This is a genomic window from Caldibacillus debilis DSM 16016, from assembly GCF_000383875.1.
Lineage (GTDB): Bacteria > Bacillota > Bacilli > Bacillales > Caldibacillaceae > Caldibacillus > Caldibacillus debilis.
In genome coordinates, this window is sequence record NZ_KB912879.1 from 347,008 (window position 1) to 373,080 (window position 26,073).

At 51.2% G+C, this 26,073-nt stretch carries 21 protein-coding genes; 9 read left to right on the top strand and 12 right to left on the bottom strand.

Features of this window, described 5'->3' with window-relative positions:
- The first annotated feature begins 14 nt into the window (after nt 1-14).
- From A3EQ_RS23075 to A3EQ_RS0102390, 6 genes are all read left to right on the top strand, one after another.
- Complete coding sequence (locus tag A3EQ_RS23075; protein WP_020153579.1) at nt 15-2,045, top strand: ABC transporter ATP-binding protein; 2,031 nt, start codon at nt 15-17, stop codon at nt 2,043-2,045.
- A gap of 47 nt (nt 2,046-2,092) precedes the next feature.
- Nucleotides 2,093-3,322, top strand: coding sequence for a dipeptidase (locus tag A3EQ_RS0102360; RefSeq protein ID WP_020153580.1), 1,230 nt, complete (start codon nt 2,093-2,095; stop codon nt 3,320-3,322).
- Between the two features lie 61 nt (nt 3,323-3,383).
- A complete protein-coding gene (locus A3EQ_RS0102365) occupies nt 3,384-5,000 on the top strand; it encodes an ABC transporter substrate-binding protein (RefSeq protein ID WP_120670340.1) in 1,617 nt (538 codons plus the stop codon).
- Nucleotides 5,001-5,241: 241 nt separating this feature from the next.
- Entirely contained in the window at nt 5,242-6,177 is a 936-nt protein-coding gene (locus tag A3EQ_RS0102375) for an ABC transporter permease (protein ID WP_020153583.1), read from the top strand.
- Nucleotides 6,178-6,328: 151 nt separating this feature from the next.
- Complete coding sequence (locus tag A3EQ_RS0102385; RefSeq protein ID WP_020153585.1) at nt 6,329-7,222, top strand: ABC transporter permease; 894 nt, start codon at nt 6,329-6,331, stop codon at nt 7,220-7,222.
- Nucleotides 7,223-7,425: 203 nt separating this feature from the next.
- Nucleotides 7,426-8,280 (top strand): alpha/beta fold hydrolase, encoded by an 855-nt coding sequence (locus A3EQ_RS0102390; RefSeq protein WP_040369037.1) that lies wholly within the window; start codon nt 7,426-7,428, stop codon nt 8,278-8,280.
- Nucleotides 8,281-8,595: 315 nt separating this feature from the next.
- Here A3EQ_RS0102390 and A3EQ_RS20485 read toward each other — a convergent pair whose 3' ends face one another.
- Nucleotides 8,596-9,165, bottom strand: a complete 570-nt coding sequence (locus A3EQ_RS20485; RefSeq protein ID WP_020153588.1) for a PadR family transcriptional regulator — start codon at nt 9,163-9,165, stop codon at nt 8,596-8,598.
- 216 nt (nt 9,166-9,381) lie between these two features.
- Between A3EQ_RS20485 and A3EQ_RS0102405 the strand changes: the two genes are divergently transcribed.
- Nucleotides 9,382-10,110: an ABC transporter ATP-binding protein gene (locus A3EQ_RS0102405; protein WP_020153589.1), complete on the top strand. Its 729-nt coding sequence runs from the start codon at nt 9,382-9,384 to the stop codon at nt 10,108-10,110.
- Nucleotides 10,094-10,834, top strand: a complete 741-nt coding sequence (locus tag A3EQ_RS0102410) for an ABC transporter permease (protein WP_020153590.1) — start codon at nt 10,094-10,096, stop codon at nt 10,832-10,834. Before A3EQ_RS0102405 ends, A3EQ_RS0102410 begins: the two co-directional genes overlap by 17 nt.
- A gap of 349 nt (nt 10,835-11,183) precedes the next feature.
- Here the strand turns inward: A3EQ_RS0102410 and A3EQ_RS0102415 are convergent, their stop codons facing one another.
- The 8 genes from A3EQ_RS0102415 to A3EQ_RS0102470 form a co-directional block, all read right to left on the bottom strand.
- Nucleotides 11,184-12,527 (bottom strand): PTS galactitol transporter subunit IIC, encoded by a 1,344-nt coding sequence (locus tag A3EQ_RS0102415; RefSeq protein ID WP_020153591.1) that lies wholly within the window; start codon nt 12,525-12,527, stop codon nt 11,184-11,186.
- A gap of 21 nt (nt 12,528-12,548) precedes the next feature.
- Nucleotides 12,549-12,824, bottom strand: a complete 276-nt coding sequence (locus tag A3EQ_RS0102420; protein WP_020153592.1) for a PTS sugar transporter subunit IIB — start codon at nt 12,822-12,824, stop codon at nt 12,549-12,551.
- A 22-nt stretch (nt 12,825-12,846) separates the two neighbouring features.
- Nucleotides 12,847-13,311 carry a PTS sugar transporter subunit IIA gene (locus tag A3EQ_RS0102425; RefSeq protein ID WP_026499682.1) on the bottom strand — a complete coding sequence of 155 codons (465 nt, stop codon included), beginning with the start codon at nt 13,309-13,311 and terminating at the stop codon, nt 12,847-12,849.
- Nucleotides 13,312-14,807: 1,496 nt separating this feature from the next.
- Entirely contained in the window at nt 14,808-15,755 is a 948-nt protein-coding gene (locus A3EQ_RS0102450; protein WP_020153598.1) for a sugar-binding transcriptional regulator, read from the bottom strand.
- A 134-nt stretch (nt 15,756-15,889) separates the two neighbouring features.
- Nucleotides 15,890-17,260, bottom strand: a complete 1,371-nt coding sequence (gene lpdA / locus A3EQ_RS0102455; RefSeq protein WP_020153599.1) for a dihydrolipoyl dehydrogenase — start codon at nt 17,258-17,260, stop codon at nt 15,890-15,892.
- Between the two features lie 13 nt (nt 17,261-17,273).
- The gene (locus A3EQ_RS0102460; RefSeq protein ID WP_020153600.1) at nt 17,274-18,614 is read right to left on the bottom strand and encodes a dihydrolipoamide acetyltransferase family protein; all 1,341 of its coding nucleotides are present in this window, start codon (nt 18,612-18,614) and stop codon (nt 17,274-17,276) included.
- Between the two features lie 13 nt (nt 18,615-18,627).
- The gene (locus A3EQ_RS0102465; RefSeq protein WP_026499684.1) at nt 18,628-19,611 is read right to left on the bottom strand and encodes an alpha-ketoacid dehydrogenase subunit beta; all 984 of its coding nucleotides are present in this window, start codon (nt 19,609-19,611) and stop codon (nt 18,628-18,630) included.
- Nucleotides 19,612-19,628: 17 nt separating this feature from the next.
- On the bottom strand, nt 19,629-20,546 hold the full coding sequence (locus A3EQ_RS0102470; RefSeq protein ID WP_120667740.1) for a thiamine pyrophosphate-dependent dehydrogenase E1 component subunit alpha: 918 nt from the start codon (nt 20,544-20,546) through the stop codon (nt 19,629-19,631).
- Between the two features lie 1,020 nt (nt 20,547-21,566).
- Between A3EQ_RS0102470 and A3EQ_RS0102480 the strand changes: the two genes are divergently transcribed.
- The gene (locus A3EQ_RS0102480) at nt 21,567-21,908 is read left to right on the top strand and encodes a hypothetical protein (RefSeq protein WP_026499685.1); all 342 of its coding nucleotides are present in this window, start codon (nt 21,567-21,569) and stop codon (nt 21,906-21,908) included.
- Between the two features lie 357 nt (nt 21,909-22,265).
- Here A3EQ_RS0102480 and A3EQ_RS0102490 read toward each other — a convergent pair whose 3' ends face one another.
- Genes A3EQ_RS0102490 through A3EQ_RS0102500 form a run of 3 tightly spaced genes read right to left on the bottom strand, consistent with a single transcriptional unit; the run spans nt 22,266 to nt 25,982 of the window.
- Complete coding sequence (locus A3EQ_RS0102490; RefSeq protein ID WP_020153606.1) at nt 22,266-23,258, bottom strand: Gfo/Idh/MocA family protein; 993 nt, start codon at nt 23,256-23,258, stop codon at nt 22,266-22,268.
- A 31-nt stretch (nt 23,259-23,289) separates the two neighbouring features.
- Nucleotides 23,290-24,468 (bottom strand): sugar ABC transporter permease, encoded by a 1,179-nt coding sequence (locus tag A3EQ_RS0102495; protein WP_020153607.1) that lies wholly within the window; start codon nt 24,466-24,468, stop codon nt 23,290-23,292.
- The gene (locus A3EQ_RS0102500) at nt 24,465-25,982 is read right to left on the bottom strand and encodes a xylose ABC transporter ATP-binding protein (protein ID WP_020153608.1); all 1,518 of its coding nucleotides are present in this window, start codon (nt 25,980-25,982) and stop codon (nt 24,465-24,467) included. The genes A3EQ_RS0102495 and A3EQ_RS0102500 overlap by 4 nt, the downstream gene beginning before the upstream one ends.
- Nucleotides 25,983-26,073: the final 91 nt, after the last annotated feature.

A 26,073-nucleotide genomic window follows, 5' to 3' on the forward strand; every position in this document is an offset into this window, starting at 1 on the left:
AGGAGGTGTAGCCGATGGAACCATTGTTACAAGTGAAAAACTTCACAGCTGGGTTCCTGACTGACAACGGCATTTTAAAAGCGGTGGACAATATTTCCTTCTCCGTCGGACGCGGCGAAACCGTCTGCATCGTGGGCGAATCGGGAAGCGGGAAAAGCGTGACTTCCCTCTCGCTCCTGCGCCTGTTGGAATATGAAAACGGAAAAGTCCTGGACGGGGAGATCATTTTCGACGGCAAAAATCTCTTGGAATGCAAAAAGGAAGAACTGCTGCGAATCCGGGGAAAAGAAATCGCGATGATCTTCCAGGAGCCGATGACCGCCCTGAATCCCGTATTCACCATCGGCCGACAAATAACGGAAGCGATCCTGCTGCATACGGATTGTTCAAAAGCCGAGGCGGCGGAAAGGGCAAAGGAACTTTTAACATTGGTGGGCATTTCCGATCCGGACATGCGTTTGAAACAGTATCCGCATGAATTGAGCGGCGGCATGAGGCAGCGCGTGATGATCGCCATGGCCCTCGCCTGCAATCCGAAATTGCTGATCGCCGACGAACCGACGACCGCCTTGGACATGACGATCCAGGTGCAGATCCTCAGCCTCCTGAAAGAGATAAAGGAAAAGCTAAATATGGGCATCGTGCTGATCACCCATGATATCAGCGTGGCCGCGGAAATGGCGGATCAAATTGTCGTCATGTATGCGGGAAAAGTGATGGAAGCCGGGAGCGCTTTGGAAATTTTAACCGAACCCCGGCACCCGTACACCATTGGGCTGTTGGCCTCCGTGCCGACCGCTTCCACCGATAAAACCAAGCGCCTGAAATCCATCGGCGGCAGCATCCCGAGCTTGTTCGAAATGCCGAAGGGCTGCCGTTTTCATACCCGATGCCCCTTCCGTACGGAAAGATGCATGCGGGAAGAACCGCCCTTCCATACCGCCGGCCAACGAAGGATCGCCTGTTGGCATTGGGACAAAATCCAAAAAGAAACCGGATCGGAAACGGCTGCCGCCGCAATGGCGATCCTGCGGACGGCCCCCGCCGGCGCGGGGAAACCGGAAGAAAACGCCGCCCTTCCCCTCGTCGAAGTGAAAAATCTGAAAAAATATTTTCCTGTCAAAAAAGGACTTTTCAAGTCTTCTTCCGCATTCGTCAGGGCGGTGGACGACGTCAGCTTCTCCATCCGGGAGGGCGAAACCTTCGGTCTCGTAGGCGAATCGGGATCGGGAAAATCGACGCTCGGAAGGACGATCCTGAAACTCCATGAACCGACAGCCGGCGAAATTTATTTCCAGGGAAAAAATCTGTCGGAACAAAAGGGAAAGGCGCTCCGCAGGATCCGGAAAGATATGCAGCTCATTTTCCAGGATCCCTTCGGCTCCCTGAATCCGCGGCTGACCGTCGGGGAAATTATCGCGGAGATGTTCCGCATCCATCAAGCGGCCGAGAAACGGGAGATCGATGCCGAAGTGTGCCGGCTTTTGGAAATGGTCGGCATTGACCCGAACCGGCGCCATCTGTATCCCCATGAATTCTCCGGCGGTCAAAGGCAAAGGATCGGGATCGCGCGGGCGATCGCCTTAAACCCGAAATTTATCGTCGCCGATGAAGCCGTATCGGCTCTCGATGTTTCCGTACAGGCACAGATCCTTAATCTGTTGAAAGATTTGCAGGAAAAGATGGGGTTGACCTATCTGTTTATCGCCCACGGGCTGAATGTGGTCCGATATATTTCCGACCGGGTCGGCGTCATGTATTTGGGCAGCCTGGTGGAAATCGCGGAAACGGAAGAACTGTTCAGCCACCCGGCCCACCCGTACACAAAGGCGCTGATATCGGCCAATCTGGAACCCGATCCGCGGAAAAAAAGCAGCCCCATCATTTTAAAAGGGGAGATCCCATCCCCGAGCGATCCGCCGAAAGGATGCAAATTCCATACAAGATGTCCGTTTGCCACGGAAAAGTGCAAAAGGGAAGCTCCCGAATTCAAGCCATTGGCGGCCGGCCATTCGGTCGCATGCCATTATCCGCTTTCATCCTAATTGCCTGATAACAATCGGGAAAATGAAGAATGACAGGAGGAATGGATATGTCTGAAACCGCGGGAAAACCAAAAACGAAAACAAAACCCTATAACGGCTACAAATCATTCAGCTATCTGGAACCCGGAGTCGATTACAAACCCTTCAAACTGGCGAAGGAAATCGGCAGGGTCGAACCGTTCACCTATCCGGTGAGCGAAGAAGAGGAAGCATTGGTGCAGACGATTTTGGAAGAAGAGATGATCATCTCCTTGCATGAACATACCTTCGTCTGCCCCGAAAACGTCTATGAAATCTTCGAATTCCGCCGGCAGGGAAGGGATTGGACGGGGTATGAGGGCCTCAGCGTGTCCGGTCTGGATGTCGTGTTTGAAAACTTCATGGACGGGACGGCCTTAATCACGTCCAACGCCGGCTGGAAATGGACCGACATCATCCATGACCTGGGAATCCGCTACAGCGATTTCGCCCATCAGGACTTGATCATCCGCGCGGAAACCGTCGATGATCTGTACCGGGCAAAGAGGGAAGGAAAGATCGCACTGGTGTCATGCCTGGAGGCCGCGACTCCGATCGAAAACGAGATCGACCGGGTGGACGTGCTGTACGGATTCGGCGTGCGGGTGATGGGAATCGCCTATTCGGAAGCCAATGCCCTCGGTTCCGGCCTGAAGGAAAAGAATGACGGAGGGCTGACGGATTTCGGCCATAAAGTCGTGAAGCGAATGAACAAATTGGGAATGACCATCGATGTCTCCCACTGCGGGGATAAAACCGCCCACGATGTCATCCTGGCCAGCGAAAAACCGGTTTTCATCACCCATGTCGGCGCCCGGGCATTGTGGAATACAAACCGGATGAAGCCCGACTACGTTTTAAAAGCCTGCGCGGAAAGGGGCGGCGTGATCGGCATCGAAGCGGCGCCCCACACGACGCTGACGAAAAACCATCCGAAACATTCCATCGAATCGGTCATGGAGCACTTTGAATATGTGGTGGATTTAGTCGGAATCGATCATGTCGCCTTCGGATTGGACACGCTGTTCGGCGACCACGTCGGCTTGCACCACGCCTTCGCCAACCAGCTGTCCATCGGGGAATCCCATAAGGGACCGGAATTCCAGGAAGTCAGTTATGTAAAAGGGCTGGAAAACCCGGCGGAAAGCTACCCGAACGTGGTGCGCTGGCTGGTCAAACACGGATACAGCCGCGACGAGATCCGTAAAGTGATGGGAGAAAACATCATCCGCGTGCTGAAAGAAACATGGGTGAAATAAAAATCATGTCTGCCGTTCGAAAAAAACATGATTCGAAAAACAATAGAGGGTGATGATTGAAATGGACGTTAAGCCGCTGAAGAGATATTTCCTGATGTTCGCAGTACTGATTCTCCTTTTATCCGGTTGTTCTTCCGGCAGCAAAGAATCGGGGAACAATGAAAGTTCCGGGCCGAAAAAGGGAGGGACGGTAACGATCCCGATCGTCGGCGACCCGATATTTAACCCTTGGCATCCGAACGCCTACGCGGAGTCGAACCTGGTCAACCGGGTCATCTTCTCCGGATTGACAAAGCCGGGCAAAGATTTGACGCCCGCTCCCAACCTGGCAAAGGAATGGTCCGTTTCCAAAGACGGGCTGGTGTGGACCTTCAAGCTCCGCGATGACGTAAAATGGCACGACGGCGAACCGTTCACCGCGGAGGACGTGGCTTTTACCTTCAACGAAATCGTTCTGAAAAAGGAACTGGGATCCAACGGCGCTTCCAACTATAAAGCCTTGGATCATGTGGAGGCCGTGGACGACTATACCGTGGAATTCCATTTGAAAAATCCTTGGGCGGCTCTTCCCGCCTATCTCGGATTCAACTCGGGGATTTTGCCGAAACATATTTTCGAAGGAAAGGATCCATGGAATTTAACTTCCTTTAATAAGGAAAAACCGATCGGAACCGGTCCGTTCAAAATCGGGAAATACGTTTCCGGACAAAGCGTGGAACTGGTTCCCAACCCGGATTATTTTGACGGCGAGCCGTATTTGGACAAGGTGGTGTATAAGATCCTGCCGGACGCCAACACCCAGGTGGTACAGGCTTTGAGCGGCGAACTGGACATCTTCGTGCTGGAAGATATGGCGTCCCTTGAGCGCATCAAAAAAGCCGGCCATTTGACGGTCATTCCTTCGGACATCACCAGATATTTTTGGATCGCACTCAATCAAAAGCATGAAAAGTTCCAGGATGTAAAAGTGCGCCAGGCATTCCTGCATGCCATCGACCGCCAAGCTATCATCGACACCGTTTTGAAAGGCTACGGGAAAATCGCCCATTCGGCGATCACGCCAAACTTGAAGGCTTACTACACCGATGAGGTGACCAAGTATGAATATGATCCGGAGAAGGCGAAACAGCTGCTCGCCGAGGCCGGATGGCGGGATACGGACGGAGACGGAATCCTCGATAAGGACGGGAAACCCTTTACGGTAGCCTTCGAAGTCGCCAAACAAGGGAATTTGGAACAGATCGCCCAAATGGTCCAACAATATTTGAAGGATATCGGCGTGGATATCAAACTAAGCACGCTGGAATGGAACGCCATGATCGAAAAACACGTGATCAAACGGGATTTCGAAATGACTTTAAACTGGTGGTCCTACCCGGACGATCCGGATGTTTTCGCCCAATACCATTCTTCCAACGCGGAAACGGGGAACAACATCCCCGGCTATAAAGACGAAAAACTGGATGAATTGCTCGTCCGCGGCCAAAAAACAAGCGACCAGGCCGGACGGGTGGAAGTGTATAAAGAACTTCAGCAATATCTTTCGGACACATTGCCTTATCTGTACCTATGGTATCCGCAGGAAATCCAAGTAAGGAACAAGAAGCTGAAAGGGGTGCCGGAGATGTATTTCGGCGGGACTTTGCACTACATCCATGAATGGTGGGTCGGAAATTAAACGCCGCAGGGGAACCTGACCGGCAAAGAAAATCCGTTCATCCGCCACCATCGGCCGGAGATGCCGCGGCAGGGATGCCGGTTCTTTCCGGACGGCCGCCTTTTTCGCCGGCGGCCGATCTTTTCCCCGCCCCGGCAAAATATCCGGCTCCCGAAGACGAACGGTTTTTGCCTGGAACAGAAAATCCTTATCCCGTTGAATCCGCCCTCCATCACCCTACGCAGGCAAAGGAAGTGAACTTATGCTTCGTTATGTCTTGAACCGTTTTTGGCAAAGCATCATTCTCATTTTTATCGTCACCGTTTTAACCTTTTTCCTGATCAACCTGGCTCCCGGCGGTCCGAGTTCATTGATGCGGATGGATGCGACGGAGGAAGAAAGGCAGGCGCTGATTGAAAGGATGGGGCTGGATAAACCCGTCCATGTTAGATACGGGGAGTGGCTTGCCAAAGCCATACAGGGTGATTTGGGCGTTTCCCTTACCAGCGGGCAACCTGTCATGCAGCGGATTGCGGAACGTTTTCCCCATACTTTGGAGCTTGCCGTTTACACTTTAATTTTCTCCGTTATATTGGGCGTTCTTTTGGGGACCGTTTCCGCGGTCCGCCGGAACAGGTTCGCCGATTATTCGATCAATTTCTTCAGTTCCTTGGGCTTATCCGTGCCTCCCTTTTGGCTGGCCGTCATGTTTATGTACTTGTTTTCCGTTGTTCTCCAATGGCTTCCCGCTTCCGGCGTCGGCTCCGGGGGATTGACGGACAGGTGGAAGCACCTGATCATGCCGGTTCTCATCCTTTCCACAACCACCTTGCCGACGATCATCCGTTTTACAAGGTCATCCATTTTGGAAGTCATTTCGCAAAACTATATCCGAACCGCCAGAGCCAAAGGAGCACCGGAACGAACCGTAATTGCCGTACACGCCCTGCGGAATGCCCTCATTCCGGTGGTCTCGGTCATCGGCGTATTAATCCCCCGCTTGCTGGGAGGGGCGGTCATTACGGAAACCGTCTTCGGCTGGCCCGGAATGGGACGCCTGATCATTGAAGCCGCCGAGGGGAGAGATTACAACCTGATCATGGGGGTTACGGTGGTCGTGACCGTCATCGTGGTTGTGACCAACTTCCTCGTGGACATCCTATATTCCAGAATCGATCCCCGGGTAAAAAATTATTGATCCGGGAAACAGGGCATCGCCGCATGATCCTGCCGGTGATGCGCCCGGACGGCGAGAAAAACATGTTCCTCGCGGTCACCGGAGCGAAAAAACAGACGGGTACTTCCCTTTTTCCATGATGAATTTTCCGCCGCTAGCGGGAGGTGAAAATATGACAGCCATCGCGTTAAAGAAAAAGGAAGAACCGGAAAGGGCGGGCGGGAAGACAAGGTTGAAAAACCATTTCGCTCTCCGCCTTTTCAAAAACAAAATCGCATTCATTTCCCTCCTTTTTCTCGTCTTCGTGCACATCGCCGTTTTCATCGGACCCTTTTTTTGGACCATTCATCCGGAAAAAATCGATCCTCAACATGTATTGGCCGGATTTTCCGCCAAACACCCCCTCGGGACGGATGAACTCGGCCGGGACGTCCTCAGCCGGTTGCTGCACGGGGGCAGGATCACGCTTTTGGTCGGATTTTTTGCCATGCTTTGCACGATTTTTGTCGGATCGTTCATCGGAGCGGTGGCCGGCTACTTCGGCGGCTGGCTGGAGGCTTTGCTCATGCGAATCATTGAAGCGATGATGGCCATCCCGAACTTTTTCCTGGCATTGATCGCTTTAACCGTGCTCGGCAATAGCCCCGTCATGGTCGTGCTCGTCATCGCGCTCACTTCGTGGATGGAGATCGCCAGGATCGTTTACGGGGAAACCCTCAAATGGAAGGCCCAAGAATTTGTCGAGGCTTCCGTCGTGGCGGGGGCATCTTCCTTTTGGACGCTGTTTCGGCACATACTCCCGCAAATTTATCCGACGATCATCGTGTCCGGCACCTTATCGATTGCCGGTTCCATCTTGACGGAAAGCGCGATCAGCTACTTGGGACTGGGCATACAGCCCCCGACGCCCACGTGGGGAAATATGCTGCAAAACGCCCAGCAATACATTTGGACGAATCCATCTTTAGGTTTCGTGCCCGGCGCCGCCATCACCCTTGTCGTATTGGCGTACAACTTTTTGGGCGACGGCATGCGGGACGCGCTGGATCCGCGATATAAACGTTGATTCGCGCATCGCCGGGACATTCAGCCGGGGAAACCGATATCCGCGACAGGAGCGTTCGTTCGGAAACGACGGACGAATCCGGCCGGAAAGGACGGATCCGGTTCTTGTCCCGAACGAATGAAGAGGTTCCCTTTTTTCGGACAGCTACGTTTGGAAATATAACGGGGAAAATCGATTTTTTCGCCGCACAGAGGAGGATCAACATGTACATTACCATCAACGGCTGCAAAATCTATTACGAAATCCACGGAAATGAGAACGGAGAAACCATCTTCTTTATCCACGGGGGCCCCGGGATGGGGGATTGCCGAAGCGATATTCAAGCATTTTCGCCGCTCGGCGATGAATACAGGCTTGTCTTCTTCGACATGCGGGGGTCGGGCCGGTCGGAAACGAAACCGCCTTTCACCCATGAACAATGGGTTTCGGATATTGACGAAATCCGGAAGCAATTGGGAGCGGATAAAATCATCATGATCGGCGGTTCCTACGGAGGTTTTCTTACGCTGGAGTACGCCCTCCGCCACCAGGAGCATTTATCCCGCATCGTTTTACGGGATACCGCGCCGAGCCAAAATTACGACGACCTGTCCATGAAAAAAGCCTTGGAAAGCCGTTTGCCGGGGATCAACGAGGAGATGCTCAACCGCCTGTTTTCCGGCCAAGTCCGTTCCAATGAGGAATTCAAAGAAATGTATAAAGCCATCCAGCCGCTGTATACGGTGGAATGGGACGAAGAAAAGGCGAAGGAAAGACTCCAATCGATGTATTTCCACTACGAAACCCATAATTACGCGTTCAGCGTAAATAAAAAAAGCTATGATGTAACCGGGAAACTGCATACCATTAAGATCCCCGTTCTCGTGACCGTCGGCCGCCACGATTGGATCACGCCTCCCGTCGCTTCCGAAGATATTGCCAAGGAAATCGAAAATTCCACCCTGGTCATCTTTGAAAACAGCGGCCATTCTCCGCATATCGAACAAAACGAGGCTTATCTGGAGCTGGTCAGGGACTTTTTGAAGGATAAAATCAAACCGGGCGCTTTTACAATTTAGAAAAGGCAAAGGCGGCTTCCGGAACCCGTGAAATCTTTCCGGAAGCCGCCTCTTTTTTTAAAAGGGAGAATGCCGTTATTCCCCGTGGCCTTCGCCCGCTCCACTTCCTTTGGCAGGATCCGCCGCCAGAAAAACATCTCCGAAACTTCATGGAGCTTTCTTGTACGATCTCGTCCATTCGCCCCTTTTTATCATGGGTTCCTCTCCCGTTTCGTCTTTGGCGGCCGATCCGGTTTCGCTCCTGGTCATGCCGGCAAAAAACAGAGTCCCTTTCTCTCGGCTCCCCGCTCTCTTTTGTCCGCATGCATCTCCCTTTCACGGTTCTTCCATTTTCGGAATCTCAATGTCCTCTAACTTCGCCTTTTCCAACAGTTGTTGGAGTTCGTGAAGGAACTCAAGATGCAGGCGGATATGTTTTTCGGCATTGGCAAAAATCGCGTGGATATATTCGGCATTCACTCCCGCTTCCGTTTTCGCCTTTCTTCCGATCTTCAAATTTTCCATCTTCTTTTTGATTTCTTCAATATGCTCGGACAACGCCTGCCGGATTTCTTCCTTCGGAAGATCCGCCAAAAAGGCCAAAGCCGAATAAAAATTCCTGGGATAGGGCAAATCGGGCGTCTGCAGCGCCTCCCTTAACATGGCGGTATAGGCCTCCCGCCCCTTCTCCGTGATTTCATATACCGCCTTTGAACGGTGGCCGGTCCTGACCACCTCCCGAACCTTCACCAACCCCTCTTTCTCCAATTGTTTCAGTGCATGATATAAAGATCCCGGAAGCACATTCGTCCATTCTTCCGTTCTTCCTTGCTGCAAATGTTGTTGGATCTCGTAGCCCGACATCGGCCTTTTGTTCAAAAACCCCAACACCATCAAACGGGCCATTAGTATCCCTCTTTCTCTGATTTCATTTACTTTGTTTATACAATACCATATACTTCAGCTTGAATACCAGCCCATGGCCGGCGGCGACTAAAGAAGGAATCCTCAGCCGAAACCCGTTCAACCTTTTCCTCCCGAAGAAAAAGGATTGACTTTGATGAAAAAAATTGTATAATCAAATTTGAATATACAACATTAATTTTATGAGGAGGAAAGCCCATGCTGCCCCAAATAAAGGTCAAAAACCTTGAAAAATCCTACGGCGGCAACAAAGTGCTAAAGGGAATCGATTTGGCCATCGAGGCGAAAAAAGTCCACGCCATCATCGGGCCGAACGGTGCCGGGAAGACTACTGCCATCGAGATCATGCTGGGAATAAGGGATAAGGACGAGGGAAACGTCGAATATGTGCACCTCGCGCCCGGCGAACTGGGGGTGCAGCTGCAAAACGTTCCCCTTTTTCCCGCTTTGACGGTGAAAGAAAACATCGAAATATTTTCTGCCTTTTATCGCCTTTCCGAACAGGTGAAAAATAAGATTCCGGAAATTCTGCACATCCTTGAATTAACGGACGCGGGAACGAAACTTGCAGGCCAGCTCTCCGGAGGGCAGAAAAAGCGGCTGTCCATCGCTTTGGCCATCCTGCACGAACCGAAGGTGTTATTTTTGGATGAACCCACCGCCGATCTGGATCCGAGGGGACGGATGCAAGTCCGCTCATTGATCAGAAAGCTGGCCAACGAAGGGAAGGCGGTGGTGATCACATCCCATGATATGGATGAAGTGGCGAAAACCGCCGACCAGGTATTTTTTATCAAGGATGGTAAGGTCATCGACCAGGGATCCCCCGAGTCCTTATTGAACAAATATTCCGCCCCATCCTTGGAAGCGGTGTTCATGACTTTGACGGAAGAAAATGGGAGGGAAAACGATGGGCAAAGTCTTTAAAATCTTTTTGGTCGCAACACTGAGGGACAAATTGACGATGTTTTGGTCGGTTCTCTTTCCGATCGCACTGCTCCTCATATTGGGCCAATTCATTGATTCTCCCCGCTATCATCGGCAGTTATTGGGTACGGTCACCGGAATGGGGATTTTATTTCTCGGATTGTATACCATCGGATTCGAAGTCCTTATGAACCGGAAGGCGGGCATATACAAACTGCTCCGCATCACCCCGTTCCGTTCGTGGCAATTGATGATCGCTTCCTGTTTAAGCAAAACATTCTTTGTCCTGATCAGCAGCTATTTAACGATCCTTATCGGAGCGTTCGTTTTTGACGTCCGCGTGAACCTTTCCGGCGTCCTGTTCCTGTTGCCGGTCCTTTTTCTCGGCACCCTAGGTTTTATGTTTTTGGGATTTACGATCGGAAACCTGGCCCGGCTGGAACCGCAAGTGAACGTTTTGGCCAACCTCATCGGCATGCCGATGCTGTTCATCAGCAACGGCTACTACAACATTTCCAACGGTCCCGTTCTTTTTGAACGATTGGCAAAAATAAACCCTTTCGAGCACTTCATCCGTTTGATCAACATGTTCATCCGGGGGGATTTTTCCGGCATCTGGTCCCCGCTTTCGGTCATCGTCCTCTTTACCATTTTGTCCATTTTCCCGGCGGTCCTCACCTTCAGGTGGGATCCGGAGCAGCCGTTCCGCCTGAACGTCCGTTAAAAGGGAAAGCCGGGATCCGATGCGGCGGGCGGATCTTCGGTCTCGCCCGGACGGAAACCATATCCATGTAAAGCGGTGCAAGGAACGTCTTTCCGTACGTCTGGTTCCCGGATTCCGCCCGATTTTTCTTTCGCCTCTTTAACCGGACTTTGCACCGGCGGGCTGCGGCCATGTGATGTTCTCATAACCGGAAAGCGGAAGGACGCCGAGGACCGGTCAGAATCCCAAGCCGTCCATTATATTAGGAGGGGAAATCCCGAAAATGACCGCAGCCGACGGAAAAAAAGGGAGCTGATGTTCCTTCTCTTCATCAGCTCCCTCCGGTCCCAACGGGCCCGTTTTTCTGTTTCTAGGCGGTCCGTTGGTCCTCCTGATTTTTTCCGGCCCGCCTGTTGATGTAGTAGGCGGTTGCCAAGGCTATCAAACCGATAACCACCAACCCGATATAGCCTAGTTTCGCACCAAATATGAAGATAGCGGTCGTCGGCACGGCCCCGTCGACAAGGGACGAGATGGCGGTTGCCCCCTCGGGGAACGAGAATCCGACGTTTTTCGCGGCCGTTGTGAACAGCGGCGAAATATAGGTGGAAAGCAACAACCCGAAGCCGAGGGCGATGGTGCTGGCCACCACCGTACGGATCACATTTCCGCGGAAGATCGGCACCATCATGCACACGATGAACGGAATGGTGGCCAAATCCCCGAACGGCAGCACTTTGTTTCCGGGCACGATGACCGCCAAAAGAAGGACAATCGGCACCATGATCAAGGATGAAGCGATCGCGGCGGGATGTCCGACGGCCAATGCGCTGTCCATGCCAATATAGACTTCTCGGCCCGGGAATTTGGATTTGACAAATTCACTGGCCGCCTCCGATACCGGCGCAAGCCCTTCCATCAACAGGGACACCATCCGCGGGAGAAGCAGCATCACGGCCGCGGTGGATACCGCGAGATTCAGCACATCTTTTCCATTCCAGCCTGCCAGCAAACCGATAACCAATCCCAAAATAAGTCCGAGTACGGTGGATTCCCCTAAAATCCCCAATCTTTTTTGGATGGCTTCAGGGTCCGCCTTCCAATTTTTAAATCCGGGAATCACGTTGAACAATTTTTCCAAAGGCCAGGCAAACAGGATATACGGCGTCGACGTCCCGTGGGGGAAGGAGATGTTCGGATACCCGTAAAACTTCTCCACCTGCTTTTGCGACAGATCGGCGAGAACCAATAGCACGATGGCGTGCACGACGGCCGTCAGCAAGCCCATCGGGTAGCTTCCCGTCATCACGCTGACCAGCGCGCCCGTAAAGGCAATATGCCAAAGGTTCCACAAGTCAATATTCAACGTTTTCGTTAAACCGAAAAGCAGCAAAAGGACGTTCACGCCGAGTCCGATCGGAATGGCCAGCGCCCCGACGGTGGAACCGAAGGCGATGGCAGAAGTCGCCGGCCAGCCCACGTCGATGATGTTCAATTCAATCCCTAATCTTTCCACCATATCCTTGGCGGCGGGACCCAGATTATCCACGAGCAGGCCGATCACCAAATTGATCCCGATAAATCCGATCCCGACCACCAGGCCCGCCCGAAAGGCACGGGAAGGTTTCATCTTAAGAATGAGGCCGAATAAAAAGATTATGACGGGCAGGACGACGGATGCGCCTAAGTCGACGATCTTCTGAATAATCTCCATTCGATCACTTCCTTCCTCCGGTTATTTTAAAGCTTCTAATATGTCGTTAAATACCTTTTCCTTTCCGACACCCGTCAGCAAAGGAATGGCATTAACAACCTTGGTTTTTATCGTCGGCGGAACGATCGTTGTCGAGACGATGAGATCATAGTCGTTCCCGACCGACAGAATGTCGGAGACCTTTGATTGGTCCAATTGGACCTGCATTTGTTTTTCCGCGAAAAACTCTTTCAATTTGTTCATGATCACCGTAGACGTAGCGATTCCGGTTCCGCAAATAACGAGCACTTTTTTCATTTCCATCACCGCCTGTTATTTTTTAATTTTTCAATAATTCACTTTCCAAAAAAGTGACAACCTCTTTCTCCGACGTCATCCTTTGCATCTTTTTCAGTTCTTCTTCCCTTTGGAAAAATTCAATGAGTTTGGTGAGCATCTCCAATTGTTTTTGCCCATCTCCCATTGCCAGCATGAAAATGATGGAAACCGGCACGTTTTCCCCTTGGCTTCCCATTAAAGAAAACCGGACGGGATTTTTTAAGACCGCAACCCCCACGGAAGTTTGATTCACATGGACAGCGTCCGTATGCGGGATGGCCACCCCCATCGAGAGAAGGCGCAGCCCGGTGGGAAATTTCTCCTCCCTGTCAATGACCGCCTGTTTGAACGTATCCTTGACGAACCCCCGCCTGTATAATGTATCGGAAAGTTTGGACAAAATTTCATACTTATCATATGCTTCAATGTTTAACAAAACGCAATCTTCGTGAAACATAGATGCCATGAATATTATTCTCCTTCCTCCCCTGTTGCGAAAAATATTACATTTGTTCTTATATGTTACCTTTGTCTAAATTATATCTGCAACCGTTTTCCGTTGTCAACAAAATATTTCAAAATGCTGAAAAGTGAAATTTATAGATCCGCCGCCGGCAGGGCCGGGGTTTCCGGCCGGTCCATCCTCTCCCGCTTTCGGAACATCCCCGCTCCGGAACCCGCGTTTCAACCCCCGGCGTAGCCCCGCTTCATCGCCCGTTTTTCGGGCGATCCTTCCAAAAAGTTGAAAGACAGCCGTTCGGGCTCACCCATTTCCGGTTTTCCCGCGGCGCAAATTCCGCCGCTCCCGCGGGCCGGCAAAATGGGCGGGATGCTTCCCCAATTCGGCGGATGGCCGCCCTCACCGCTCCGGAACAGTCCTTATGCCTGCGTTCAGCCATTTTCTAAATTGATAGGACAACAGAGGGATTTTTTCTATTTGTCCGCTTTTTCACCACCTCCATTTTCCGTTTCCCGTCCGGCCCGCTTGCCCGCTTCTTTCCCCATCATCCCATAAACATCGTGGCAATCTTGGAAACGGACCGCGGCCGGGCCCGGCTAGCCCGCGAAACCGCTCACGTCCGCCCGGGAATCGGCCTCCGCGGGGCATCCATTTTTCTCCCCGGACAAGCCGTCCGCCGCTTCTCCCGCTTGACCGCCCGCAACCGCCCCGGCCTTTGCGGCACGGGATCCCCTTTCCATTCGCCGGTCGCTTTGGTATTTTTGGAACCGTTTGCAGTTCTTTTTATACCGTCCCCCGGGAACCGGCGGCGGCAATCGGGACCACCTTTTGGCGGCCTGGTTCCGTCCCAACGCTGGCTTTGGGCTGGGAATCTTTTCCCGCATGTTCTGCGCCGATCTTCTTTCCAAAAAATCCGCCGGCCGACCCCAACCTTTCCATTCCGGACTTCGCGCGAAAATCTCGATCTTTCACCTTTCGCGCCGCTATGCGGACACCGCAGGAGGGCAGGCTTTCCTTTCCTTCATCCGGGAAAAAACAGGCTGCGATGCCATGGAGACGGCTTTGCCACGGGGGAGGGACGTTCCCTTAGAGATACTTTACTAAATTTTCCGCGCCAAATAAACCTAGCCACATTCATTTTCAGGCAAAGCCATGGATGCGCACGCCGAAGCCGCATGCTTGATTTCCCCGGCTGGCCGGGTTAGTTGCCGTTCATGAAAAAATTTTTCCGGCGTGCAGGCCGCTTGCCCGTCGTCCGCCGGCCAGGTGCATTTCCTGCCGCGCGATCTTCGTCCGGCGCGGCAAAACGGCAGGAAACATGGGCAGGAAACGGCTTTGCCCATACACGCGGACCGCTCGCCCCGCTTTCCCTTCTCCATAAAAAACAGGAAGCGGCTTTGTCTCCTCTGGAGAACCGCTCCCTCTTCCCAAAAAACAGCACAACCCCCGGGTCTGTACCGCGATTATCTTCGCGAACGGAAACCGCCCGCCATGCTGAGCGATCACCAATTTTCCACAATCGCCGCGGCCGTTTGTTCATCCACGACCAAGACGTCAATAAACCTTCCGTTCAGGGCCCCTTTGATGCTGTCCAATTTATGGATGCCCCCCGCGATGGCAATCACCTGTTTGACCTTCTTTAATTCCTCCAGGGACACTCCGATGACCCGATTGGTGAATTCGTCGATGACCACGTTGCCCGCCGCGTCGAAAAAGCGGAACCCGATGTCGCCGACCACGCCCAATTTCCGCAAATAATTCAAATCGTTCTCGTCCAAATACCCCAGCTCCCTTAAGGTGGACAATTTGTGCGGGTTGCCGATCCCGATGACGGCGACATCGACGGTTCTCCCTTCCTCGAGGACGAGCTCGATGTCGGGCATGGCCAGCAGCCTTTCTTTCAATTCCGCCGATTCCACGATGGCCGGGGCGTACAAATATAAACAGGTGCAGTTCAGCTTTTTGGCCAATTCATGGGCCAACTGATTCGCATGAATTTCCACATGCCTGCGCCCCATCCCCCCTTCCAGCGGGACGACTTTCACATCCTCTTTGCGGATATACGGAAATTCCTTCACCACTTCCGCCAGCGTGGTCCCCCAGGAGATGCCCAGTTTTTTCACGGATTTCAAATTTTTCGACAGATAGTAAGCCCCCGCCTTTGCCACCGCCCGCTTGACCATATCCGGCGTCAACCCGACCGTGGGAACGACGACGGCATCCTTCAGGCCGTATTCATTTTCCAATTTTTGCTCCAGCTCCACCGTGTGGATGCTGTCGTCCTTGATATAGATTTCAATGATCCCCGCTTCCTTCGCCTTCTGCAGCATTTTGGAGACAATCGGGCGCGACACCCCGATCTTTTTCGCAATTTGTTCCTGCGTCCAGCCTTCCGTATAGTACAACGTGGCAACTTTGACCAGCTGCCTTCTCTCTTCCCAAGGAATCATGCTTCTCACCTTTTCTTTCCAATCTCTGTTATCCCTATTGTATAATAAGGCTTCCTTGGGTAAAAAGCCTGTTTTTGTATTTTAACGGACCGGGGGCGCCCACGATTTCCAAGCGGGATGAACAGAATCCTCCCCTATTCGAAGATTTTCCAGGCGGCGTCAAAAAAGGCTTCCGAGATCGTGGGATGGGGGTGGATCATTCCCGCCATTTCTTCCACGGTTCCTTCCAGGGAAATAAACGAAGAGGCCTCCGAAATCATTTCAGTCACATGGGGGCCGACCATGGTGACACCGAGGATTTCCCCGAATTTTTCCTCATAAACGATTTTCACGAAGCCGCCCGTGTCCCCGGAAATGAGCGCCTTGCCGTTTCCCGCCAGATCGAATTTCGCCGTCTTGACACGGAGGCCCGCCTTCGCCGCGGCCTCTTCCGTCAATCCGACGCCGGCAACCTCGGGCAAAGTAAAAATGCAGCGGGGGACCACCTTATCATCCATCCTTTTGTCCAATCCGGCCGCGTTGGATGCGGCAACGATCCCTTCCATATAGGCCGCATGGGCCAATTGGTAGCCGCCGATGACGTCGCCGACGGCATAAATATTCGGAACGCTCGTTTCCATCCTTTCATTGACCTTAATGAAAGGACCGTTCATTTCCAGACCGATTGTACGGACGGCGGACAGATTGGGCTTTCGCCCGACGGAGATCAAAACCGCATCCCCCGTCACGATCAAGGGATTGCCTTGCCCGTCCGCGCATTCGGCAACAACGGTTTCCCCTTCTTTCGTCAATCTTTTTACCGTGGCCTTTGTGATGATTTTTACCCCTTTTCGTTTTAGGGCCTTCGCCAATGTTTCCGCGGCTTCGGCGTCTTCCGCGGGAATGATCCGTTCCGCCGCTTCAATGATGGTGACCTTCGTTTTCAATGCGGCAAAAACCGTCGCCATTTCCACTCCGATGACGCCGCCGCCGATAATGATCAACGATGCCGGTATGCTTTCGATATCGAAGATCGTATCGCTCGTATAGCAAGGGACGGAGGCCAGCCCTTCGATCGGCGGCAATGCCGGGGAAGACCCGGTCGCCACAATGATCTTTTCGGCGCGGATCCGTTCCTCCCCTTTTTCCGTAACGGCTTTCACCGTATGTTCGTCTTCGACAATACCTTCCGCCTCATAGACATCGATTTTCCCCTTCTTTAATAAAAGGGAAACTCCGTTGCGAAGCCTGGTGACGACCTCGTCCTTCCGCCTTTTCATCTTGCCGAAGGAGACGGAGATTTCCGGGGTTTCGATCCCCCATTCCTTTGCCCGTTCCATGGATTCGAGGATCTCCGCGTTTTTCATCCAGGTTTTGGATGGGATGCAGCCCCGGTTTAAGCAGGTGCCGCCCAAAAATTCCTTTTCCACCAGCATGACTTTTTTTCCGAGGCGGGCCGCCCTAAGAGCGGCCATATATCCCCCCGGACCGCCTCCGATCACGGCGATTTCATAGGATTTTGCCAAAGCGACTCCCCCTTTAGACGATCATTTCCAAGGGATTTTCCAGGATCCGTTTGATTTCGGCCAAAAATTCCGCCGCGGGCGCCCCGTCGATGACCCGGTGGTCGAAGGAGAGGCTGGCGGTCATCATGGGCCGGATCACGATTTCACCGTCGATGACAACCGGCTTTTCCTGGATTCTTCCCACGCCCAAAATGGCGATCTCCGGAAGGTTAATAATCGGCGTGAATACGTCGATCGGGTACATGCCCAAGTTGCTGATGGTAAAGGTGGAACCCTTTAAATCATCCGGAAGGAGTTTTTGCTCCCTCGCCCGTTTGCTCAAATCCTTGGCCTCCGCGCAAATGGCGGCCAAGCCTTTTTTATCCGCATTTTTAATGACCGGAACGAGCAAACCGTCCTTGACCGCAACGGCCATGCCCACATTGACCTCATCCCGGGAGACGACCTCATCGTTTTCAAAATGGACGTTGACTTCCGGGAAGCGTTTCAGGGCCGTTGCCGCGGCTTTGATGAGAATGTCCGTATAGGTCAAACGGAGCCCGGTCTGTTTTTCGATCACCGGGAGGAGGGATTGCCGCATTTCGACGGCCTTTGCCATATCGATATCGGTGGACAACGTCACATGGGGAGCGGTAAATGCGCTTTGCGCCATCCGGTTCGCCACAACTTTCCTGAGGCCCGACAAGGGTTTCCGAATTTCTTCCCGCTTTTCTGTTCTTTGTTGTTCGGATGCCCGGACGGCTTCAAGCACATCCCGCTTCATAATTTTCCCGCCGGAACCGGTTCCGGAAATCGCCCGCAAATCCACCTGTTCTTCCTTGGCGATTTTTTGGGCGAGCGGTGTTGCCTTCGGTTTCGTTCCGGCCGCTTCCAAATATTGTTCGACATCCTTCTTTTGAATCCGGCCGCGGGGTCCGCTTCCGGAAATTTTCCCCAGATCTACACCCGCTTTCCTTGCCAGCGCCCTTGCGGCCGGGGTCGCCCGGACCTTTCGGATTTCATCCTCCGGCTGATGATCGGCCGCTCCCTGTTCTTCTATAGACGTTCCTTCCTGCCCCCGCGGGCTTTCCGCCGGGCCGGAACCCGGAGCCGGAGGTTCGTCCGGTACCTTTTCCCCCAGTTTGCCGATGTAGCCGATCACTTGGTTGACCGGGATTTCCGCTTCCGGTTCGTAATACTTTTTCAGCAAGATCCCGCTGTCGTAGGACTCCACTTCAATGTTGATCTTGTCGGTCATGATTTCGAACAGCGGTTCCCCGATTTCCACCGGCTCCCCTTCTTCTTTAAACCAGCGGAGCAGGGTGCCCACCCGCATCGTGCTGCTCAGTTTCGGCATGAAAATTTCCTTCGGCAACGGACTCCCCCCCTTATTTAAAATGAACCGTTTCTTTTACCGCTTTGATGATGTCCGGCACCTGCGGGACCGCAGCCTTCTCCAGTTTCGGATTGTAGGGAATCGGGACCGGCAATCCGCCCAAACGTTTGATGGGCGCATCCAAATAGTCAAAGGCTTCGCTCTCGGCGATGACGCCGGCGATTTCCCCGCCGATTCCCCCGCGTTTCACCGCTTCATGGACGATGACCACCCGCCCGGTTTTTTTCACCGAACGGACGATCGTTTCTTCGTCGAGGGGGACGAGGGTGCGGGGATCGACGATTTCCACATCGATTCCCTCTTTTTCCAGTTCCTTTGCCGCTTCCAACGCCCGATGGACCATAATGGAAGTCGCCACGATCGTGACATCTTTCCCCTCCCGCTTGATATCCGCCTTGCCGAGGGGAATCGAATAGGGTTCTTCGGGTACATGGCCCTTCGTCTTGTACAGCAGCTTATGTTCATAAAAGATGACCGGGTTGTCGTCATCGATGGCGGCCTTCAGCAATCCCTTCGCATCATAAGCCGTGGAAGGCTGGACGACTTTCAATCCGGGAATATGGACCGTCCACGCCTCCAAACTTTGCGAATGCTGGGCGGCCGCTCCCGTACCCGAGCCCCCCGGCGTCCGGACCACCATGGGAACCTTGCCTTTGCCGCCAAACATATAGCGCAGTTTGGCCGCCTGGTTCACGATTTGGTCCAAGGCGATGGTAATAAAATCGGAAAACTGGATTTCCAGGATCGGCCGCATCCCCGTCAGCGCCGACCCGACCGCCGCTCCGGCGATGGCCGCCTCCGAAATCGGGGTGTTCCGGATCCGTTCGGGTCCGAATTCTTCAATCATTCCCCTGGTTACGCCGAAAGCGCCTCCATATACGCCAATATCTTCCCCCATCAGATAAACGTCTTCGTTCCTTCTCATTTCCTGGGTCATGGCTTCCCTGACCGCTTCCAAATACGTGATCTCCCTCATGTTTCCTCCCCTTTCCGTCAAGCGTATACATCTTCCAAAAGCGATTCGATGGCCGGTTCCGGACTGGATTCCGCGTATTTTACCGCATCCTCGATTTCCTGGAAGGCCTCTTCGCGCAATTGTTCGGCCTTTTCTTCCGTCAACAGCCCTTTGTCGATCAGATACTCCTTGAAACGCTTGATCGGATCTTTCTTTCTCCATTCCTGCTCTTCTTCCCGGGTCCGGTACTTCCGCGCATCGCTCTTGGAATGCCCTTTCCAGCGGTACGTTTTTGCCTCGATGAGGACCGGACCCTTTCCGGAACGGGCGTGCTCCACGGCTTCATGGGTGACTTCCATCACTTCCAGGATGTTGTTTCCGTCCACCACTTTTCCCGGAATGCCGTAGGCGACCGCCCGGTCGGCGAGGTTTTCGATATTCACCATTTCTTTTACGGAACCGGACATGCCGTATTGATTGTTCTCGCAGAAGAAAACGACCGGAAGTTTCCAAATGGAGGCAAGATTTAACGATTCGTGAAAGCTTCCCTCGTTCGTCGCCCCGTCTCCAAAAAAGCACAAGACAACGTAGCCTTTCTGCTTCATTTTCGACGTCAACGCCGCACCGACCGCCAGGGGAATTCCTCCGCCGACAATCCCGTTGGCGCCAAGATTGCCCTTATCCAGATCGGCGATATGCATCGAACCGCCTTTCCCCTTGCAGTAGCCGGTGGCTTTGCCGAACAGTTCGGCCATCATCCGGTCCGGCGTCGCCCCTTTGGCGATGCAATGTCCATGCCCCCGATGGGTGCTGGTGATCTTGTCTTCCTCCCGCAAAACGGCGATCGCGCCGGCAGCCGTCGCTTCCTGACCGACACAAAGGTGGGTGGTGCCGTGGATCATCCCTTTGGCAAAAAACTGGTCCACCTTTTCGTCAAAATATCTGATTACCCACATTTGTTTGTACAGCTCAACCAATTTGTCATTTGTGATGCTATCGGGTAATTTGTACTCTTTCAAGTTGTATCCCCCTCCCCTTACATTTGTTCTTATTAGTTACGTTTGTAATAAATATAGAATTTTTTCGCCTTTCTGTCAAGGTGAAGGGATCGGGTTCGGTTCCTTATCCGCCAAAGCGAAAGACCTATTACCGCGTACCGGAGGTTTGGCAAAAGAGATGAAAGAATATAACCATCCTCCTTGCGGCAATGAACGGCGGCCCGGACGCCTTCTGGGCAGTGAATCTTTCGGTTATTTGCGCTTCTGCGCTCCATTCGGAAACCTGGTGCCAAGGCCGTGCGCATTCGTTCTTCCTGGCTGTCTTTCCGGGCGCTTGCCGGTCTTCGCCCTGACAAACAGAAACAAAGGAACAAGGGGAAACGGATTCCAAAAGGGAGAGAAATATACCTGTTACAGGACCCGTCGAAGGGAAAACGATCGGTCCATTCCCCGATCCGACTGATCCCCCGCATGCCGAAAGCACGAAATGATTGCGGAGTTCCGGCGCCGCGGGGCAAATCCACCCGTTCCGGTTATGCCCGAATTCCGTAAGCGGCCTTGGTTCGGATGATTCGGAAACGATTGCCGGCAGGGACAGCATGTTTCGGCTTTTCCCTTTCCAAAGCGGGAACACGACAGCCGTCCCAGCCCCCGGCATGATCCCGGATGATATTTGGCCGCCAAACCGAGGCCTGTTTTTCTGCGCCGATGGCACCGCCCGGGACCTCCCCCAATCGGCATCCCCGAATGAATGCCTGGTTTCTTTTGGCTGTGTATGTCCATCTTTTCGCATTCGTAATTTTATGTTACATTTGTAATAGAGCGGGGAGAAAAATAGCAGAAATACCCCTTTTCCTCTTGAAATATTTTCAGATTTGGAAAGTCTTAAAAAAGATTCGATATAATAAGAATGAGAGGAAGTTTCGTTTTTAACCGCGGGGAAAGATTGCAGCGCTCAATCAAAAAGGGGTGAAAACCGTGGAAATCAAGGAAATGGAGGCCGCGCTGTTTTGCATTCACTGCAATGATGAGCAGGATCACGTGATCACTTACATCAACAATCACATTTCCCGGATCGAATGCAAGAATTGCGGACATTCGGTGGAAATCAAGGTCGATCTGTTAAAGGAGCTCTATAAAGAAGTATACGAAAAAATCGTCCATAAACCGGCCGAAATCACGGAAGAATACCGGAAAGACCTCAGCAGATTCCTGCTGTCTCTCCCCATCCGCATCATCCGCAAACCGTACAGGATTTACCGATACATCAGGCAGACGAGGGATGTGTTTAAAACATACAACAAAAAGTACAGAAAGTAGGATTCGGCCAAGTCAATTCTTTTTTATTTTTGTGTAAAATGGGAACAAAAGAAAAAATGTAAACGGGTCCGGATCCTCGACCCTTTTTCGATCGCCGGCTTTGCCTTTGAAATTTGCCAGGAAGAACGGGCGGCATCGCCTTTGAAAAACGCCCACTCCATTTTGCTGTCCGCGGCCTCAATGGCAGTCGGCAACAAGGCTTTATGTTCAATGATCACCGATATAAAAAGCAGCAAAATCGGCCGGACATCTAATTCCGTCATCAAGCACGAACAAAAAACACCTCCAAAGCGGATCCCGGGCCGGTTTAAACTTAAAAAGCCCGATGCTTCGGAGGCGTTTTTCATTTGCCGAATCTCACAAACTTACTTTTTCACCCGTTTTTACGGACTCAAAACATGCATCAATCACCCTCATATTTTTTACCGAGTTTGCACCGTCATAGGCAAGTTCCGTTCCGTTCAAAATTGCGTTCGAAAAATGTTCAATCTCCAATTTATATTGGTCGCCGTAGATCCTTTCAATCCTTTGGCCATTATTTTTGTTTATAATGATTAAGCCTTGGCCTCCATTATTATCCGGACGATAAGCCTGCGGCACTTTAATCGTCCCTTTTGTTCCGATGATTTCATACTCTTCCCTAAAATCCATTTCAAAACTGCAGTCGATGATCGCTTTGACGCCATTATCCATTCTCATAAACGCCCAGGCGGAAACGTCCACGCCGTATTCGGGATCAATATCCGCAAACGCAATAAGCTCCTTCGGTTCCGCTTTTAAAATATTTCTGACTGCATGAATGCAGTAACAACCCACATCATATATGCATCCCCCGCCCTTTTTAGGATCCGTCCGGATATTTCCCTCTTTCTCTTCCAATAGGAAAGAAAAACTGGCCTTCATTAATTGAATCTCGCCGATTTCACCGGAACGAATGATTTCCTGCACCCTTTGATGCTGGGGATGAAATTGATACATCAACCCTTCCATCAATAAAACATCGTTTCTTTTGCAGAAATCAAAAACTTCCTGGGCATCTTTCGCATTCAACGTGATCGGTTTTTCGCACAAGACGTGTTTTCCGGCTTGGGCAGCCTTCATGATCCATTCTTTATGCAAGGAATTCGGCAAAGGGATGTAAACAGCGTCGACATCGGGATCATGCAGCAATTCATCGTAATGATGATAAGATTTGGGAATATCGAAGGCAGAAACGATTTTTTCCCTTCTCTTTGTATTACTGCTTCCAATGGCCGTCAATTCTGCGTTCGATGCCCTTAAAATGGCGGGGATAATTTGCGTTTCCGCAATATTGGCGGTGCTTATAATGCCCCAGCGCACCCGTTTCATCTGCTCTCATCCTCTTTCATTTATTTGATGATTATGCCGCTCTTTTTTGACTGTAAATATCAATCCACACCGCCAGCAATAAAATGGTCCCTTTCACGATGTATTGCCAAAAGGCTTCCATGTTCATCATGCTCATGCCGTTATCGATGCTCGCCATGATTAGCGCACCCAATATGGAGCGAATAACATTCCCTTTGCCCCCCATCAGACTGGTGCCCCCGATCACACAAGCAGCGATGGCGTCCATTTCGAAAGAAGTGCCGGCGCTGGTTGTGGCGGCATTTAATCTTCCCGTTAACAATATGCCTGCAGTGGCGGCTAATACGCCCATTATGATAAACACAAACAATGTATTTCTTCTTATATTTATCCCTGAAAGAGCCGCCGCTTCCGCATTCCCGCCAATGGCATACAAATACCTGCCGAATGCGGTTTTATGGCTGACAAATGCGATGATTCCGCCAAATACTACAACGATAAGAATCGGTATAGGCACGCCGAAATACCGGTTCAACATGTAAATAATCAATAAGATCAGGAAGGCGTATACAGCCGTTTTCCCGTAACTCGACCAAGCACTGGGAACCATGAGCCCTAATTTGATGCGTTTTTTCCTGTTTCTGTAAGTAAAAAAGAACCATAAAACGATGCTCACAAGGCCTAAAATATAGCCCAAAGCATAAGGCAAATAACTGTTTCCGATCGCTTTAAAACTGTTTTCCAACGGGGCGATCGTCTGCCCTCTCGTCAAACCGATCAAAATCCCGCGAAAAATTAACATCCCCGCCAATGTCACGATGAATGCGGGAACGCCTCGATATGCAACCCACCATCCCTGCCAAAGCCCGATTAGAGCTCCGATCAAGATCGCCGCGAGCACGACGGCCCACGTGCTCCACCCATACCATACTTGAAGAATGGCGGCAATGCCGCCCGTCAATCCGACCACGGATCCGACGGACAAATCAATATGGGCAACAATCAGTATTAAAGTCATTCCGATGGCCAACAAGGCAATGACCGACATTTGCGTAAACAGATTGGAAATATTTCTGGAAGACAAAAATTCTCCGTTTGTCAAAACCCCAAATAAAAGGATGATCACCAAAAAAGCTAGAATAAGCACATACGCTTGCAAATCAAACTTAAAAGAGAGTTTCGCGGATTTTCCGGTATTTAACCAATGACGTTCTTGCATATTAAGATTCATCTTTTCGTCCCCCCGGTGGCATAAGTCATGATTTTTTCCTGGCTGGCCTCATCCCGTTTTAGTTCGCCTGTTATTTGTCCTCCAGCCATCACTAATATCCTGTCGGACATCCCCAATATTTCGGGCAATTCCGAAGAGATGAGTATAATGCCGACTCCCTGGCTTGCCAGTTCGTTTATGATTTTATAAATCTCGTATTTCGCACCGACGTCGATGCCCCTCGTAGGCTCATCCAATATTAAAACCTTGGGGTCATTCAATAACCATTTGCTGATTACAACCTTTTGCTGGTTCCCGCCGCTTAATTGGGAAACCTTTATTTCCAAATTCGGCGCCTTGAGCTTTACCTTATCGTTAATTTCTTGCGCCGTTTTCAATTCGATCGTTTGATCAATCAATTGATATCTCATTACCTTTTTTAATGACGATAGAGTTGTATTTTGGATGATATTCATGCCCAATACCAGACCATATCTTTTTCTGTCTTCTGAGACATAGGCGATGCCTGCTTCGATGGCATCCCTCGGATTTCTAATTCTTTTCTCTTTTCCGTCTACTTTAATTGTTCCCGTAACATGGCCGGGATAATATCCGACAAGGCTGCTGAACAATTCCGTCCTCCCGGCTCCCATTAATCCCGCGATCCCTAAAATCTCTCCCTTTTTCAAGGAAAAGGAAACATGGTTGATGATTTTCTTTCCCGTACTTTTTTGCACCACTGCCCAATCATTGACTTCCAGAATAATGGGGCCTATTTCCCGTTTTTTGTAGGGATAGATGTCTGTGATCTTTCTCCCGACCATTTTCGTTATGATTGTTTCTTCGGTCAACTTTTCAATGGGATCGGTGCTTATCGTTTCCCCATCCCTTAACACGGTGACCGTGTCCGCAATCTCCAAAACTTCGGATAATTTATGGGAGATATATATACAAGTAACGCCTTTTTTCTTCAAATTTCTCAATATCCCCATTAATACTTCCACTTCATTTTTGGTTAATGCGGCAGTAGGTTCATCTAAAACGATGATCTTGGCATTCAATGTCAACGCTTTCGCAATTTCCACCAATTGCTGTTTTCCAACGCTTAACTGTTTCACTTTCGTCTGCGGGTCGATTTCAAGCCCCACTTCTTTTAACCATTTTAAAGATTCCGCAAATATTAAATTCCAATCGATGTATTTTCTTCTCATTAAGTCGTTGCTTAACAGGATGTTTTCGGCAACAGACATCTCTTCAACAAGGGCCAGTTCCTGATGGATGATAGCGATTCCCGCATCCTGCGATTCTTTGATCGACTTAAACTTTACCTCTTTTCCGTCCAAATAAATTTCCCCTTTGTAAGTGCCATAAGGGTATACGCCGGTTAAAATTTTCATAAGGGTTGATTTTCCGGCACCGTTTTCTCCGCAAAGGGCATGAATTTCCCCCTTCTTCACAAAAAAGGTGACATTGTTCAAGGCTCGTACACCGGGAAATTCTTTCGTAATGCCTTTCATTTGCAAGATATATTCCATAAAATTTCTCCTCCGAAAGAATGATTCTTGCCGAAAAAGAATAAATCTTCTCCGACAAGAATCATCAAAATATTAAATTTGTATGGCCGGA